Consider the following 17,788-nt stretch of genomic DNA (forward strand, 5'->3'; position numbering starts at 1 on the left):
TTAATAAGTATTTTATTATGATTAAAAAACTATTTCTACTGTGCTTTTGTGCAGTAAATCTTACAATTTTGGCCCAAGATAAATTGTCGGGATTAGTATTTGACGAATATTTAGAGCCATTTCCCGGAGCTACTATTACATCAAGTGAAGGAACATCTGTAACTTCTAATATTGATGGTGAATTTATTATAGCAGTTAAAAAGTTTCCTGTAACCTTGAATATTACTTCAGTTGGTTTTCAAACTGAAATAGTTCAGGTTTCGAGTATTTCAGATGATCTTAATGTGATTTTAAAAGAAGCCTTTATTTTAGATCAAGTAGTTATCTCAGCTTCGAGAACTCCTGAACGAGTTATGGAGTCTCCTGTAACAATTGAGAGAATTGATGGGAAATACATCAAGAGAACGGCTTCTCCTAATTTCTATGAAAGTTTAGGGAATTTGAAAGGAATTGACGTATTAGGGAATAGTTTTTCGACAAAAATCATAACATCAAATAGAGGTTTTGGAAATACATTAAATAACCGATTCGTGCAACTTGTAGACGGAGCAGAAAGTTCAATTCCTGTATTCGAATATTCATTTGGTAACTTATTTGGTTTAAATGAACTTGATGTTAAAAATGTCGAGATATTACCAGGTGCCGCTTCGGCATTATATGGGGCGAATGCATTTAACGGTATCTTATTGATGACAAGTAAGAATCCATTTGATGATCATGGAATCAGTACTTATTTCAAATCAGGTGTTACCACACAACAAGATAGAGGTGCGTATGCGTTTTATGATGTTGGAGCAAGACTGGCTTTTAAGTTTAATGATTACCTCGCGATTAAAGCTAATATAGTTTATACAAATGGTGAAGATTGGTATGCAAGAGATTATAGAAATACAACTGGGCAAGGAGGTGTTATTAAAGAAGGATTTAGTCATGCAGATGATGTAGGATACGATGGAGTAAATGTTTATGGTGATGAAATCGGGTTTAATTTAAGAGATATTATTCGAAGCTTAGAAAATAGAAATGTATTATTACCAAACGGACAGCCAATTCCTGCAGGAAGTTGGTTAAATGTTGATAATGTAAATGTATCAAGAATTGGATATCGTGAAGAAGATTTAAATAATTATAGAACTAAGTTTTTAACATTTGATAACGCTTTACACTTCAGGCCTTGGGGTAAAGGATCGGAAACTGAAATCATTTTCTCAACAAAATTCCATTTATCCGATAATGTTATTCATGCTAGTAATAGGTATGATCAACGTCAAGGCTTTATGGAGCAATATAAACTTGAGATAAATGGTAAAAATTACTTTATCCGAGGTTATTATACAGAGAATGATGCAGGTCAAACAACTGATACACGACTAGCAGGTATTTTCGTAGCAAATGATTGGAAAGATCATGGAACATATTTTGGGGAATATGGTATTGCATATTTAGCAACCTTATTTGCAACAGGTAGTAATGAACAAGCTCACGCCTCTGCAAGAGCTACAGCTGAATCTGGAAGATTCGAGCCAGGAACTCCTGAATATAATACAAGTTTAAATAGAGCAAAGAATACTACACTAAGTGATGGAGGAGCAAGATTAATTGATAACACAGGATACTATCATGCCGATGTAAACTGGAATTTATCTGATTATTTTGATTTCGCAAATGTGCAAATTGGAGGTAGTTTTAGAAGTTTCGCATTAGCTTCTCAAGGTCAAGTTTATACAGATGATGATGGTCCTATAAGACATAGATTATATGGTCTTTATACGCAAGTTCAGAAAACCTTCAACGATGATAGATTAAAGTTGACTGCAACAGCGCGTTTTGATAAAGCAAGAAACTTCGAAGGTAAATTCTCTCCAAGAGCAACACTATCTTATGCCGTAGGAGAAAGAAGAGATCATAACTTCAGAATTGGTTTTCAAACAGCCTTCCGTAACCCGACTTCACAAGATCAGTATTTAGGATTACAATTAGGAGATAGAGTTTTTTTAGGAACAGTTGAAGAGAACTTGACAAGAGAAATAACTGTAACTCCGTATCGTTCTAATCCAGCTATATCTGCAACATTAACAGGTTTAGATGCTTTCACTAACTCTTTTACAGCTGAATCTGTTGAGGCGTTTTTAGCAAATGTTAGATTAGGAAACACTCCCGATTTAAGTCAATTACAAAAAGCAGAACTAGAAGTGTTACGCCCGGAGACAGTACAGTCTTTTGAATTAGGATATAGAGGGGCTGTTGATTTGGCGGGAAAACTATTTGAATTTGATATTGTAGGTTATTATAACTTCCATGAAGATTTTATTACAACAAAAGAGGTGTTAACTCCTTTCTATGGAGATGTTGACAACCCAACAATACCAGATTCAGGAATAGGAACAGAAGCGGTGACCGCGGTAGTAAATAATGACGTATTACGATATATCTTAAGAACGAATACAAGTTCAAAAATTAATACTTACGGTTTTGCAGCAGGGTTTTCTGGAAAGGTATTCGGAGGATTTGATTTTGGTGGTAGTTATACATTCTCAGATTTCAGTGTAGATGCAGAGACAATAGACTTTAAACCGTCATTTAATACACCAAAGCATCAAGTTAAATTACAATTAGGTCATGAGAGATTGTACAAAAACTTCGGTTTTGGAGTAAACGTAAGGTGGCAAGATGAATTCTTGTACCAATCAAGATTTATTGATGCAATGGTAGAAGATAGATTCGTATTAGACGCACAATTAAGCTTAGGAATTCCCAAGTTAAAGTCTCAAATTAAATTAGGAGGAACTAATTTAACAGGTAAAAATTACACATCAGTTCCAGGGGCTGGTTTTATTGGATCGCAGTATTATATCTCGTGGACAATAAATAATTAGTAATAGAAAGCATAAATATTAAAAGGACCAGCGGAAACGTTGGTCCTTTTTTGGTTAAAAAAAACTAATTTTGTGTGCTAAAATAAGCTAACATTTATGAGTTACTAAACAGATAAAAAAATATAAATTATAACACTTCAGATGTTAAATCAAGAATTAAGTTTCGAGGAATTCAATAATTCGGTGATAACTATTTTGTTGCTCAACCAATAAAAGAGATAATAGAATATTCTATTGTTAGTGCTTATTAGTGAAACAACTTTTATAGGGTTATATAAATAAAATAATCCCGAGCATTCGCCCAGGATTGTTTATCTCAAAATGATTTTAGTTGAATAGGTTTTTATTCAATAATTCCTAACCTTTTTGCGCGTTGTTCCCAACTTTTTCTCGCCAGATTTTGAAGGTTAGCGACCTTATCACTTTCATCCATGATTTCAAGACCTAATAACGTCTCTATCGCATCTTCTTGAGTAACAATACCACTAACCGACCCATATTCATCTACCACTAAAGCAATATGCTCTCTCTTTTCAATTAATTGTTCAAATAACTCAGGAATTGGTAATTCTCTCTTGGTTACAATAATGTCACGTTTAATAGTTTCAAGTTTTTCCCCTCCTTTACCACGAATAATCGCTTCTAAAAGCTGATCTTTTAAGAAGTACCCAATGATGTTATCAGTTGTATCTGCGTACAAAGGAATACGTGAAAAACGTAAAGTAGGATTTTCATCAAAAAACGATTGAATTGTCTGAGATGCGTTCGCTGTTTTTAAAACTGTTCTTGGTGTCATTATATGTTTCGCCCAAACATCTTTAAAGTTCAACATGTTCTTAATTACTTTACTTTCATTTTCTTCAAAAACACCTTCTTTTTCAGCAATTTCAGTCATTGCAGAAAAATCTTCTCTACTTAAAACGCTTTCACCATGACCACCTTTTCCAAACATTTTGGTAAACAATTGTAGAATCCAAATAATACCAAAAATTCTAAAAAGGAAGATTAAAATCTTTAAAGTTCCAGTAGTAAATCCTGCTAATGATTTCCAGTATGTTGCTCCAATAGTTTTTGGAATAATTTCTGAAGCTACTAAAATTAAAACAGTCATAATTGCAGAAACTATAAATACTCCACTAAAAATCCCACTTCCGGTATCCTCAGCAAAAACTGTTTCCGCTTGTGAACCAACTAAAATGGCACCTACAGTATGTGCTATTGTGTTGAGTGTTAAAATTGCAATTAAAGGCTTATCTACATCTTTTTTTAATTCTTCTAAATCATCAGCATAAGATTTACCTTCTTTCTTTTTTACGTTAACAAATGTTGGTGTAACACTTAACAAAACAGCTTCAAGTATTGAACATAAAAAAGATACAATAATAGATAAAACACCAAATAAAATTAATAGTCCCATTTTATATTTTTTTGTAAAAATAAAAAAACCCCAAGATTAATCTTGAGGTTTGTTATGTTTTATAAGTTGAGTTTAAAAAGCATAGTTCACTCCTAAACCAAATACTTCTCTTGTTTGAAACCCTTTAAAAGCATTATCATCATAAATAGTTTGTAATGCTAAATTAGCAGATAAATACTTGTTAATTTTCATAACAACATTTACGGTGTAATCTAAATCTATATTTTGTGGGGCTTCTAGGTAGTTGCTATATAAGTTTATGATGTTTTCAATAGAAACATTTTCCATAAGATTAAATTTATAGTAACCACTTACAGATGCACCTAATTCATAACGAGTAGTTTCACCAGCATCAACTCCAAAAGCTGGAGCTAAATCTTCAGATAAAACAACCAACTTAGAGGTAGCAGGAGCTATATTTACTTTTAAATTATCACTTTTCTTCCATAACATACCTGGTCCAAATTGGAAATAAGCTGGAGAGAAAAAGTGTGATTGTTGAACTCCATTAACATCTGTTGAAGACATCTGTGTCTTAAAGTTAAAGAATGCTGAATAATACCAATTTCCCTTTGCTTTCTTACCAGCTAAAGAGTTAAACTCAAAACGGTCATCTGTTTTTTGTAAGCTTTGTCCTTTTAATTTAGTTAAACCGTAGGATGCTATAATTTTGTTATCCCAAGTCCAGTCTCCTTTAGCATAATTAAAATCATAGTTAACACCTAAAGTACCAGCAATACTGTTTGTACCACCTGCTAACCAATTGTTGAATGCAGATTGATTAAAAAGAAAAGATATCGTCCCTCCTTTTTTCCATCCTTCCTTTTTTTCTTCCTTTTTTTCTTCCTGTGCAGAAAGAGATAATCCTCCAAATACTAGAGCGATAGCTAATAATTTTTTCATTTTAAAAAATATTAATTGAGTAAATTTTTGCGGTAAAAATACGCTTTCTTTAACTATTTCTGAGACATAGAATCGAAAAAGTCATAAATTATAGAAAAACATAGTTAAGTCCTAAACCAAATAACTGTTTGAACTGAATTTTACTTGAAGCATTATCATCTATAATGGTGTGAAAACCAAGATTTGTTGAGAAGTATTTACTTATTTTAACGAAGAAGTTTATTTGATAATCAATATCAATATTTTGTGGTTTATCGAGGTAGTCTGCGTACACTGCCAGAATATTCTCCATTTTTAATGTATCAGTTAAGTTAATTTTAAAATATGATGATAAATTAAAACCTAAACCAAAACTACTTGTTCTTCCATCTTTTACACCATATTTTCCTGAAAATTCAGGAGAAACAAAGGTGAAACGTGAAGATAATGGTGCAATATTAATAGATTTATTATCAGATTTCTTCCATAGCATTCCAGGTCCAAAACTCAGGTAAGCTGGAGAGAAAAAATCAGAAATTGCTAATTTTGGATTTTCTGTATAATCATAGCCTCGTGTAAATTGTGTTTTTAAATTATTGTAGAATGAGAAAAACCAATTATTTCTAGATTTATAACCAAATAATGAATTGAGCTCTAATTGATCGTCTGTTTTTCGCACTCCTTGTTCATCAACATAACTTAAACCATAGGAAGATGTAATTTTATTGTCCCACTTCCATCTCTTCTTTTTGTAATTAAATTCGTAACTGGCATTTAAATTTCCAGCAACGGTATTGGTTCCACCAGCAATCCAATTTGAGAAGGTAGACTGATTTAAAATAAAAGCCAGTTTGGTTTTAGTGTTCCATTTTTTTGGAATACTATCTTTTTTTTTATCGTCCTGTACTTTTTTTACATCCTGAGAGAATGTATTCTGATTTAGCAATAAAAGAACTAAACATAGTTTTTTTATCATATCGTAGATTTAGGAATTATTTATTCTTAAATAATGGAACTGTAGAGCAGGCTTCTCCAAACATTATAGATTTTACTACGGGTTGGATTTTTTCAATTAAAAATGAATAGGCACTTTGTGGGATTGATTTATTCGCACAACCTTTAATAATTACAGGTTTATCAGTAAAATCTTCAACATTTAATTTTGTAATAATTTCAGAAAACAAAACAGTTTCTAAAAGATCTAGATTACCAACGATTACTTTTTTGGCAAATGGATTTAACTGAGTAGATAAGAGTAAATACGCCCATGATGGAATAATGGCGTCTGTCGAACACCCCAAAGCAACATAGCTATCTTTGTATTGAGACCAATCGTGGTCTTTTACTTGTTGTCTAAAATCCTTTTCTTTTAATAGTAAACCTTCAAATAGCCATTCTGAAATATCGAATTTTACACGTCGTCCAGAAGGGTAGAAGTCTTCTAAATCAATGGTAACTAACTTACTGTTTGCAACTCTATTTATAATTTCTTCAGCCATGGAAATGGTTTTATAACATTCCTAATTCAAGTTTTGCCTCTTCACTCATCATATCTTGAGTCCAAGTTGGATCAAAAGTAATTTCAACCTCACAGTCATTGATTTCTTTTAAGGTTTTTACTTTTTCTTCTACTTCAATGGGTAGCGTTTCTGCAACAGGACAATTAGGCGATGTTAAAGTCATTAATATTTTAGCGTCATTTTCTTCCGAAATAAAAACATCATAAATCAATCCTAATTCGTAAATATCTACAGGTATCTCTGGATCAAATATAGTTTTTAATACACGTACGATTTTATCTCCTAATTCTTCTAAGTTTTCTTCAGTCATCATTAAATTTTAACTTGTTAATTTAGATTGTTGAGCAATAGCATACATTTTTATTTGTTTAACCATAGAAACTAAACCATTTGCTCGTGTTGGACTTAAATGTTCTTTTAAACCAATTTCGTCGATAAAATTAGTATCGGCATTTAAAATATCTTGTGGTTTTTGATCAGAAAAAACACGTAACAATAATGCGACAATTCCTTTTGTTAAAATAGCGTCACTATCAGCTGTAAACTTAATAATATCTCCATTAATTTCAGAATGCATCCATACTTTTGATTGACATCCTTTAATTAAATTTTCATCTAATTTGAACTGATCTTCAATAATTGGTAAAGATTTTCCAAGCTCAATAATATACTCGTAACGTTCCATCCAGTCTTCAAACATTGAAAACTCATCGATAATTTCTTCTTGTATTTCTTTGATAGTCATTTTTTAGAACTATTTTTGCACTTTATAAAATGTTTTGCGTATTTATTTCGCAAAATTACTGATAAAAATTAATAAATGAGTAAACTATTAGCAGTAGGAACGGTTGCTTACGATGCAATTGAAACACCTTTTGGTAAAACTGATAAAATATTAGGAGGATCTGGAACCTTTGTTGGGTTAGCAGCGTCTCAATTTGGAGTGAATACAGGAGTAGTTTCTGTTGTCGGAGGAGACTTTTCTCAATCGTACTTAGATATGATGCAAGAAAAAGGAATCGATACTACAGGAATTGAAATAATAAAAGATGGAAAAACATTCTTTTGGAGTGGAAAGTATCATAACGATATGAACTCAAGAGATACATTAATAACCGAGTTAAATGTCTTAGAAACATTTAATCCTGTAGTTCCAGAATCTTTTAAAGACGCACCTGTAGTAATGTTAGGAAACTTACATCCACTGACCCAGGCTTCTGTTTTAGATCAAATGAATGTGAGACCTAAATTAGTAGTTTTAGATACTATGAACTTTTGGATGGACATTGCTTTAAATGATTTGCATGAAGTTTTAAAAAGAATTGATGTTATTACAATCAATGATGAAGAAGCTCGTCAATTAAGTGGAGAATATTCTCTAGTGAATGCAGCAAAGAAAATTCATGAAATGGGTCCAAAGTATGTTGTAATTAAAAAAGGTGAGCACGGAGCTTTATTATTTAATGATGATAATATGTTCTTTGCTCCTGCTTTGCCATTAGCAGAAGTATTTGATCCAACTGGTGCTGGAGATACATTTGCAGGAGGTTTTTGTGGATATTTAGCAAAGACGGGTGATTATTCATTTGAAAACATGAAAAACGCCATAATTTATGGGTCTAACTTAGCTTCTTTTTGTGTTGAAAAGTTTGGTACACAACGTATGGAAGAACTAACTCAACCAGAAGTACAATCTCGTTTAAAGGCATTTAAAAAACTAACACAATTTGATATAGAATTGGTTTAATATGAATCCGCGCTTTTTGTCGCGGATTTTTTATTAAGAAAAACTAACACACAACACAACTAAAAGAACAATGAGTGATTTTTTAAAGCACGAATGTGGAATTGCACTAGTTAGATTATTAAAACCTCTACAGTATTACAAAGATAAATATGGTACAGCTTTTTACGGATTAAACAAGTTGTACTTGTTAATGGAAAAGCAGCATAATCGTGGTCAAGATGGTGCAGGTTTAGCAAGTATTAAATTTAATGTTGACCCAGGTACAAGATACATTAGTAGAATTCGTTCGAATAAAACACAACCTATTCAAGATATTTTTGGACAAATCAACAATAGAATTAATGATATTTTTGAGAAAGATCCAGAGAAACTAGAAGATGTACAATGGCAAGAAGAAAACATGCCATACATTGGAAACCTATTTTTGGGTCATGTTCGTTATGGGACTTTCGGAGGAAATAGTATTGAAAATGTTCACCCTTTTTTACGTCAAAGTAATTGGAAGCACAAAAATCTAATAGTTGCAGGTAACTTTAACATGACCAACTCTGGAGAATTAATGAAAGAATTAATAACTCTAGGTCAGCACCCTAAAGAAGCAACAGATACGGTTACAGTAATGGAGAAAATTGGGCATTTTCTAGAAGATGAGGTTGCTCAAACCTATAAAAAAGCAAAAGCTGCTGGTTTCAATAAAAAACAAGCTTCACCATTTATTGCGGAGAATTTAGATATTCAAAGAATCTTAAAAAGATCTTCTAGAAACTGGGATGGGGGTTACGCAATGGCTGGTTTATTAGGTCATGGAGATGCATTTGTTTTAAGAGATCCGTCAGGAATTCGTCCCGCTTTCTGGTATCAAGATGATGAAGTAGTAGTTGTAGCATCAGAAAGACCTGTAATTCAAACAACATTTAATGTTCCAATTGAAGAAGTTCAAGAATTACCTAGAGGAAAAGCTCTAATTATTAAAAAGAACGGAAGTACTTCTTTAGAAAGAGTAATTAAGAAAAGAGAAAAATTATCATGTTCATTTGAGAGAATTTATTTCTCAAGAGGAAGTGATGCAGATATTTACCAAGAACGCAAAAACCTTGGAAAATTTGTTTTTCCAGAGATATTGAAATCGATTAATGACGATATTTCAAATACGGTATTTACATATATTCCAAATACAGCTGAAACTTCTTTCTACGGAATGATGGAAGCTGCTGAAGATGTTTTGAATCAACAGAAAACGGCTGAAATTTTAGCCGGAGGAGGAAAATTATCTGCCCAAAGAGTAACAGAAATATTATCTGAAAGACCACGTTTTGAAAAAATTGCAATTAAAGATGCGAAATTAAGAACGTTTATTACAGATGATAGTAGTCGTGATGATTTAGTTGCACACGTATATGATGTTACCTATGGAGTTGTAAAGCCTACAGATAACTTAGTTATTATAGATGATAGTATAGTAAGAGGAACTACATTAAAGAAAAGTATTATTAAAATCTTAGATCGTTTATCGCCTAAGAAAATTGTAGTTGTTTCTTCTGCTCCTCAAATTCGTTATCCAGATTGTTACGGAATTGATATGGCTAGAATTGGCGATTTTATTGCTTTTAAAGCAGCATTAGAGTTATTAAAAGAAAGAGACATGTATCATGTTGTTGATGAAGTTTACGAAAAATGCAAAGCACAACAAGCAAAGGAAGATAAAGAAGATATCGTGAATTTTGTGAAAGAAGTTTACGCTCCTTTCACAGACGAAGAAATTTCTGCTAAAATTGCTGAAATGTTGAAAACGGATGGAATTAACGCTGATGTTGAAATCATTTATCAAACAGTTGAAGGATTACATAATTCTTGTCCAAAACATAAAGGAGATTGGTATTTCACAGGAGATTATCCAACGCCTGGTGGACATAGAGTAGTAAACCAAGCGTTTATTAATTTTTACGAAGGAAATAATAAGAGAGCTTATTAAGAGTTATCTGGAATAATTTTTTAAGACCACTATTTATAGTGGTCTTTTTTCTTAGAAAATACTGAAAATAAATCAAATAATAATAAATATTGTTATTATGAATTTATTATTAGATTGTTTTGTTTTTGTTATATTTTGTTTAACAATAACAGGGTTTGGTTAAACAAAGTTATTTTTAGGTTTTAAAAAATTTTTTAACCAACCTTTAAAATCAAAAATTATGTCACAATTAGACACTTACATTTCCAAGCTTTTAAAAAATAATGATGCCTTAGAAGCATTCATTAAAAATCCAAAAGAACAATCAAAACAGAACGGTTTAAGCAAAGCAGATGGAGCTATTTTACGTAGAAGCGTTAGTGGACTTCCAGCCACTGCCAAAACAGGTTTAGGTATTTCAAGACCATTAAGTAGTTATAGAAGTAGCATTCGTTTGTTACAAAACGTCTTACACAATTATCATGGGCATAAGATTGCTGGGTATGCAGATAATGATATAGTATACTTACCAACCATCCTTATTTATTATAATGATATTCCGAATTGGAAAGGTGCTCCAGTAAATGATCCTCATCAGGCATATACCAATCATGTTTATGCGTTATACAAAAACAATAATACGAGTGCGGCTACTCTTGGAGAAGCAATGGGGTTTGTCCCTTTAGACAATCCTTCTGTGGGAGATAAAGTGACAGGAAGTCTGGACATATTCGGAAATTCTGGTTATGTAAATTACACAGCTACCTATTACAACATGGGGAAAACGAATACTTTAATGCCTTATATAACAGAGTTTAATATTAATGGAACTATAATAACAATCGATTTAGAAGGTGTCACACCAGAAGATCATTTACCTTTTTGGTTCTACAGTCTAAACGGAAATGCTATTGTTCCTAACGATAGTGACATTGAGTATCATAAAAACCCAGATGCTATCATTGGAAAGGATTTTTATTCCTTCGCAGACTATCCATTACCAAAGCAATCGGATATTCCTAATACAATTACATGGCAAGCAATAGCACCAGATACGGCTTACGGTTTTGCTTCATGTCATTATTAATATTATTTTGAGGATATAACTACTACCCTTTAATAAGTTTTTGTTAAAGGGTTTTTAATTTTGATATAATGTTGAATTTTTAAGTAATAATTCTATTGATACAGTTTTTAATCAATTATTTTAATTCAATTGCTAGTAAATTAAATTCGAATGACTGTGATATTCAGCTAATTACATCATGATAAGACTCTCAGTATCCTGCATTTCGTAAGCATTTATTGAATCTACACATAAAAATAAACAAGAGAAGTGATTACTCTAAACGATATTCAATAAATTAAGATATGTAAAACTAAACTGATTATTTTTAGTTTAATTTATTTTTACACGATAACATTATATTTATGAATAGTGGCGTAACGGTAATCTGTGATATGCTCGTAAGTCATTATGAGAATCGAAAAGTAGATTTTTTAGCTGCTTTCAGAAAACTCTGTAAATCTTCGGATATTTCTTATTCAGAAGCGGTAGCTAAATCAGAGGCCTCGGTGGGATATAGAAACAAAGCTTTATGTAATTTTATTAAGTCTTTTGGAAATATTAAAAATGAACCTGAAGAAGTATTAGATTTTTATTTTCATATGTGCTCAATTGAAATGAGTTGCCAGGAATTATCACAAGGATTTATGTATTTGGCCAACCCAAATTTTACAACTTCAACTGGAGATAACGTTTTAAATCTGAGTAAAACAAAAAGGGTAAATGCAATTATGCAAACCTGCGGTTTTTATGATGAATCAAGAGAATTTTCTTTTAGAGTTGGATTGCCCGGAAAGAGTGGCGTTGGTGGAGGAATTGTAGCAGTTTATCCAAGTAAATATTGTATTGTGGTTTGGAGTTCGAAATTAAATGAAAAAGGAAATTATTATCGAGGAATGAAATTTTTAGAAGCATTTACAACTGAAACTGAAGAATCAATTTTTTAAGCATACTTTCACTCTCCTAAGAGCATTATAAATGGTTATAAAATGTTAAAAAGTATCCTGAATTTTATAGAGTATAAGATTCAGGATACTTTTTTTTTCATGAAATATACATTTGGGTTCAGAACCTAAAATGATAAAAAATGAAAAATTTAAAGTACTTGATATTGTTATTTCTATTCGTTAATATTTCCTGTTTAGTGAAGAATGAAAAAAATTTGAATGACTTTTTATTTGAAGGCAAAGCTGTTGATAATGTAACGAATGAACCTGTATCAAATATTGAGATTGATTATGAAGTATGTAATCCTAGGGGAAGTGGTGTTTTTGGTATATGTGTGACTAAAGATGAAGGAATGACTTTGACAGATGAAAATGGAAAATTTTCTGTTTTAGTACATTATGAAGAGAAGGATAATTCCTTGAAATTTTTTACTAGAAGTAAAAATATAAATTATCAAGCGAATTCATCACAACAAGGCTATTCCATAGAAAAATTAATGAATGATGGGCTGCCAGACATTAAAGTAAATAGATATGCTTCAATAAAAATTACGGTAAAAAACACAAATCCATTTAACGAAGAAGATAACATTCGTGTGGGTTATTTTAGAGATGATGAAGAAAGTCTAAGACGTTATGGATTGGTAAGACAGTCTCTTATTAATTATGAAAATACAAATGTGTTTTATGATAACGGAAATACCGTTACAAGTATGTTAGAATGGAACGGTGTTAATGTTCACTCTGTGGTAGAAGGAAAAGTTAATGGGGCCTATAGAAAAGCTTATCTTGATTATACGGTTAAAAAGAACGGTGTGTATGAAAACAAAAGAACAGAAGCGATTACTTTAAACCCTAATTCAGTGAATGAATATTTAATAGAATATTAAAATTACATTCTCGCTTTTTATATACATTTACTAGAAATAGTTTTTATGAAACGTTTGATTTTGATGGTTGTAATTTTATCTTTTATGAATTGCAAAACATCTACAAAAGAAAGCCTTAAAAAGCAGCCTATGAACTCAAAAATTGTTGTTGCTCATCGCGGAGCTTCAGGTTATTTACCAGAACATACAATGGAAGCCAAAGCCATGGCTTATGCAATGAATCCTGATTTTATTGAACAAGATTTAGTGCTGAGTAAAGATGATGTTCCTATGGTTATTCATGATATTTATTTAGACGATGTTACTGATGTTGCTGCAAAATTTCCTGAGCGAAAACGAGAAGATGGACGATATTATGTGATCGATTTTACTTTTGACGAATTGCAGAGTTTACATGTCTCTGAACGTTTTGACCCTAAAACTGGTGAACAATTTTATCCGAATAGATTTCCTAAAGGAAAAGGGAGTTTTAAATTACATTCTCTGCAACAAGAAATCGAATTAATTCAAGGACTGAATAAAAGTACGGGGAAAAGTATCGGAATTTATCCAGAAATTAAAAACCCTGACTTTCATCATAAGAATGGAAAAGATATTGCACAAATCACTTTAGAGGTTCTATCAGAATATGGATATACTTCTAAGGAAGATGATTGCATCTTTCAATGTTTCGATGCTAAAGAATTGGAACGTGTTCGAAAGGAGTTAAAATCCGAATTGTTTTTAGTACAATTAATAGAGTTCCCAAAAGAAACTAAACAGCTTGATTATTTTGCTACTTATGCAGATGGAATTGGACCTTGGTATAAACAAGTTATTGATAAAAAGGTTAATGGTAAATGGCAATTTACTTCATTAGTTGAAGATGCTCATAAATTAGGCTTAAAAGTGCATGCGTATACGTTTAGAGCAGATCAGTTAGGTGATTTTTCTACTTTTGAAGAGCATGTAAACACTTTACTTTTTGAAGCCAACATTGATGGATGTTTTACTGACTTTCCAAACAAGGTGATTAAAATTTTAAAACGTTAAGTGTTCCTAAACGATAAATGATTCGTGTTTTTAGTATGATTTTCAAGTCGATTTTTTTCCTTTTTAACATTGGAAGTGTAATTGCATTCCATTTAAAACAAATGGTTTGCGGAAATTTCAATTTCTTTGATTCCTTTTTAACCTTAATTTTTCCGCCTCAACAAGTTATAGAATAGAAATAATTTAGTATTGAAGTTTCTTTGTGGTGTTATTGAATAATAACAGAATACATTTTTTAAGAATTACTATTAACACCTTTTATTATGACACTCAAGAAAATATTAATACTAAGTTTAGTTTTTGCATCAAATATGGTATTGGTTGCACAACACGATGTTTGCGAAAGTTCATCTTTAGACGATGATCTTTTAATGGAATTAAATACCATCGATAAATGTTTGAATGATCAAGAAAAGGTAAAAGCTTCTGAACCAAAAGTTAAAACGAAAAGATATTTAAGAACAAGAACAAGAAGAAGTTACTACCATAAACTACGTAAAAATATTCGATCTATTTCTTCTGTAAAAAACAAAGAGCCTAAGAAAGAAGTGAAAATTAAAAACGTCTATTTGGGTGAAGTTACCAATGAACCAACGTTAATAATACCAGAAGGAAAAACTAAATATTCAGGTAATTTAAGAGTTGTTTTAGAGGCTTATGTTGAAGATAATTTAGAATATCCACAGGTCTTAGAGCATAATGGAATTGAAGGAATTGTTTGGACAAGTTTTGTAATCGATACAAATGGAACGGTTAAAAATATCGTTACGTTAGGACCAACTAACGGAAAGTTATTAGAAAAGGAAGCAGCGAAAGTAATTAAAGAATTACCAAAATTCACTCCAGGTAAAATTGATGGTGAGTTAGTAAACGTAAAACACTTAATGGCAATTAAATTTGAAATGGGAAAATAATCATTACTACTATATATTACTGATAAATTGAGGCTTACGAAGTGCTCAAATTCTTGAAATTAGAATCACTTATTTGTTTAACTAAATGTAAGTTTTGTTTATTTTTTTCAGTGTGTCTGTACCTGAATACCCACCCTTTTTATTAAAATGCCAAGCTCTTGTTTAAGGGATTTTAATTTCATTAATGATTTGTTTGAGTATGGTCGTATTTTTTAGTCTATGTAACTTCATCAATAAAATTACTATGATTTTCTCCTTAATTACCACTTAGATGAGGTTACCTGTATTTCAACGTCATCTTATTGTTTTTCAAAGGTTTATTGTTTTTTATATAGTATTTTTTATTTATACTAAACTATGTTAAGAAAGATAATTGGATTATTATTATTGGGTTTAGGAGGTCTTTTGCTTGTTTCTCCACATCTTGTTGATGAATTATTTTACGCCGCCGGATTTGGAGATGATAAACCTATTTTCGAGTTAGAAACATTAATGTTTATATTTATAAACTTTGTGTGTTACACGTTCATTTTCTACTTGATTTATGAAGGTTTTCAATTATTAAAAAGTAATAATCCTAACATATAATAATCGCCTGTAGTTGATATAGAAATTTTAATTAGAAATCATGTTCGAAAATATCTAGATGAAATAAAAAAATCCCGCGTTAAACGAGATTTTTTACACTATTTATTCTTAAGATTACTCTTGAACATTCAATTGAATACTTAATTCTTGTAATTGCTCTTTGTCAATAGTTGCAGGTGCATCAATCATCACATCTCTACCAGAATTATTCTTTGGAAATGCAATAAAATCACGAATTGTTTCTTGTCCACCCAAAATAGCAACCAATCTATCTAAACCAAAAGCTAAACCACCATGAGGAGGAGCACCATATTCAAATGCGTCCATTAAGAAACCAAATTGCTCTTTTGCTTCTTCAGGAGAGAAACCTAAATGTTTAAACATAATTGCTTGATTTTCTTTATCATGAATTCTAATAGAACCACCACCAATTTCATTACCATTTAATACTAAGTCGTATGCATTTGCTTTCACAGCTCCTGGATCTGTATCTAATAATTCAATCTGACCAGGTTTTGGCGATGTAAATGGATGGTGCATTGCATGATAATGACCAGTTTCTTCATCCAATTCTAATAATGGGAAATCTACAACCCATAATGGAGCAAATTCATCAGGTTTACGTAAACCTAAACGCTCTGCTAATTCCATACGTAAAGCAGATAATTGTGCACGTACTTTTGAAGTTTTGCCAGATAAAACACAAATTAAATCTCCTGCTTTCGCTCCAGTAGTTTCTGCCCATTTAGCTAAATCTTCTTGGTCGTAAAACTTATCTACAGATGATTTAAAACTTCCGTCTTCATTACATTTTACATATACCATTCCTAAAGCACCAACTTGTGGACGCTTTACCCAGTCAATTAACTTATCAATTTCCTTTCTAGTGTATGAAGCTCCACCTGGAACAGCAATACCTACAACTAATTCTGCTTCGTTAAATACTTTGAATTCTTTATGTTTTGCAACTTCATTTAACTCACCAAATTGCATTCCGAAACGAATATCGGGTTTGTCATTTCCATATAAGCGCATCGCGTCATCAAACGACATTCTTGGAAATTTATCTACTTCAACACCATTAGTTTCTTTTAATAAATGACGAGTCATTCCTTCGAAAATTTCTAAAATATCTTCTTGCTCAACAAACGCCATTTCACAGTCTATTTGTGTAAACTCTGGTTGACGGTCAGCACGTAAATCTTCATCTCTAAAACATTTTACAATCTGAAAATATTTATCCATTCCACCAACCATTAACAACTGCTTAAAAGTTTGTGGCGATTGTGGTAATGCGTAAAATTGTCCTGCATTCATTCTTGAAGGAACTAAGAAATCACGAGCTCCTTCAGGAGTAGACTTAATTAAATATGGAGTTTCAACATCAATAAATCCTTTATCAGATAGATATTTACGAACTTCCATAGAAACTTTATGACGGAAGACTAAGCTGTTTTTTACCGGGTTACGACGAATATCTAAATAACGATATTTCATTCGAATATCTTCTCCACCATCAGTTTCGTCTTCAATTGTAAATGGCGGTAATTTTGCTTCGTTTAAAATGTTTAATTCAGAAACTAAAACTTCAATATCTCCTGTATCGATATTTGGATTTTTAGAAGCTCTTTCAATAACAGTTCCTTTTACTTGAATCACAAACTCTCTACCTAATGTTTTTGCTTTTTCCATTAAGTCTTTAGAAGTTCTCTCTTCATCAAAAATCAACTGAGTAATTCCGTAACGATCTCGTAAATCAACCCAAATCATGAAACCTTTATCTCTTGATTTTTGAACCCATCCTGCGAGGGTAACTTCTGTATTGATATGCGATGCTCTTAACTCACCGCAAGAATGCGATCTGTACATTTTCTATAATTTTAGATGCGCAAATTTAACTATAAATGTTAGTTTGTAAAAAATTACTAGAGTTTAGTTTTTAAGTTGGATAATCTATT

The 17,788-nt window shown here is 31.5% G+C and carries 16 protein-coding genes; 9 read left to right on the forward strand and 7 right to left on the reverse strand.

Annotation, left to right across the window (positions count from 1 at the left end; genetic code table 11):
- The first annotated feature begins 17 nt into the window (after positions 1-17).
- Positions 18-2,876: a TonB-dependent receptor plug domain-containing protein gene (locus BTO06_RS17075; protein WP_100926449.1), complete on the forward strand. Its 2,859-nt coding sequence runs from the start codon at positions 18-20 to the stop codon at positions 2,874-2,876.
- A gap of 343 nt (positions 2,877-3,219) precedes the next feature.
- On the opposite strand, the gene BTO06_RS17080 is transcribed toward BTO06_RS17075, so the two are convergent.
- The 6 genes from BTO06_RS17080 to BTO06_RS17105 form a co-directional block, all read right to left on the reverse strand.
- On the reverse strand, positions 3,220-4,293 hold the full coding sequence (locus BTO06_RS17080; RefSeq protein WP_100926450.1) for a CNNM domain-containing protein: 1,074 nt from the start codon (positions 4,291-4,293) through the stop codon (positions 3,220-3,222).
- A 72-nt stretch (positions 4,294-4,365) separates the two neighbouring features.
- A complete protein-coding gene (locus tag BTO06_RS17085) occupies positions 4,366-5,196 on the reverse strand; it encodes a DUF3078 domain-containing protein (protein WP_100926451.1) in 831 nt (276 codons plus the stop codon).
- Between the two features lie 88 nt (positions 5,197-5,284).
- Positions 5,285-6,151: a DUF3078 domain-containing protein gene (locus BTO06_RS17090; protein ID WP_198517104.1), complete on the reverse strand. Its 867-nt coding sequence runs from the start codon at positions 6,149-6,151 to the stop codon at positions 5,285-5,287.
- A 16-nt stretch (positions 6,152-6,167) separates the two neighbouring features.
- Positions 6,168-6,674 carry a DUF2480 family protein gene (locus BTO06_RS17095; protein WP_100926452.1) on the reverse strand — a complete coding sequence of 169 codons (507 nt, stop codon included), beginning with the start codon at positions 6,672-6,674 and terminating at the stop codon, positions 6,168-6,170.
- A gap of 10 nt (positions 6,675-6,684) precedes the next feature.
- On the reverse strand, positions 6,685-7,005 hold the full coding sequence (locus BTO06_RS17100) for a DUF59 domain-containing protein (protein WP_100926453.1): 321 nt from the start codon (positions 7,003-7,005) through the stop codon (positions 6,685-6,687).
- Between the two features lie 9 nt (positions 7,006-7,014).
- Positions 7,015-7,440, reverse strand: coding sequence for a SufE family protein (locus BTO06_RS17105; protein WP_100926454.1), 426 nt, complete (start codon positions 7,438-7,440; stop codon positions 7,015-7,017).
- Positions 7,441-7,515: 75 nt separating this feature from the next.
- Here BTO06_RS17105 and BTO06_RS17110 point away from each other — a divergent pair, with 75 nt between their 5' ends.
- The 8 genes from BTO06_RS17110 (at position 7,516) to BTO06_RS17145 (ending at position 15,830) form a co-directional block, all read left to right on the forward strand.
- Complete coding sequence (locus tag BTO06_RS17110) at positions 7,516-8,442, forward strand: PfkB family carbohydrate kinase (protein WP_100926455.1); 927 nt, start codon at positions 7,516-7,518, stop codon at positions 8,440-8,442.
- Between the two features lie 70 nt (positions 8,443-8,512).
- A complete protein-coding gene (locus BTO06_RS17115; protein WP_100926456.1) occupies positions 8,513-10,414 on the forward strand; it encodes a hypothetical protein in 1,902 nt (633 codons plus the stop codon).
- A gap of 220 nt (positions 10,415-10,634) precedes the next feature.
- Positions 10,635-11,480, forward strand: a complete 846-nt coding sequence (locus BTO06_RS17120) for a hypothetical protein (RefSeq protein WP_100926457.1) — start codon at positions 10,635-10,637, stop codon at positions 11,478-11,480.
- Between the two features lie 344 nt (positions 11,481-11,824).
- Positions 11,825-12,406, forward strand: a complete 582-nt coding sequence (locus BTO06_RS17125) for a glutaminase (protein ID WP_100926458.1) — start codon at positions 11,825-11,827, stop codon at positions 12,404-12,406.
- Between the two features lie 140 nt (positions 12,407-12,546).
- Positions 12,547-13,296, forward strand: a complete 750-nt coding sequence (locus tag BTO06_RS17130) for a hypothetical protein (RefSeq protein ID WP_100926459.1) — start codon at positions 12,547-12,549, stop codon at positions 13,294-13,296.
- 84 nt (positions 13,297-13,380) lie between these two features.
- Entirely contained in the window at positions 13,381-14,328 is a 948-nt protein-coding gene (gene glpQ / locus BTO06_RS17135; protein ID WP_232731552.1) for a glycerophosphodiester phosphodiesterase, read from the forward strand.
- A gap of 263 nt (positions 14,329-14,591) precedes the next feature.
- Positions 14,592-15,242 carry an energy transducer TonB gene (locus tag BTO06_RS17140; protein ID WP_100926461.1) on the forward strand — a complete coding sequence of 217 codons (651 nt, stop codon included), beginning with the start codon at positions 14,592-14,594 and terminating at the stop codon, positions 15,240-15,242.
- 357 nt (positions 15,243-15,599) lie between these two features.
- Complete coding sequence (locus tag BTO06_RS17145; RefSeq protein WP_100926462.1) at positions 15,600-15,830, forward strand: hypothetical protein; 231 nt, start codon at positions 15,600-15,602, stop codon at positions 15,828-15,830.
- A 114-nt stretch (positions 15,831-15,944) separates the two neighbouring features.
- Here the strand turns inward: BTO06_RS17145 and aspS are convergent, their stop codons facing one another.
- Positions 15,945-17,699 carry an aspartate--tRNA ligase gene (aspS, locus tag BTO06_RS17150; protein WP_100926463.1) on the reverse strand — a complete coding sequence of 585 codons (1,755 nt, stop codon included), beginning with the start codon at positions 17,697-17,699 and terminating at the stop codon, positions 15,945-15,947.
- Positions 17,700-17,788: the final 89 nt, after the last annotated feature.

It is taken from the genome of Tenacibaculum sp. SZ-18 (genome assembly GCF_002813915.1).
Taxonomy (GTDB): Bacteria; Bacteroidota; Bacteroidia; order Flavobacteriales; family Flavobacteriaceae; genus Polaribacter.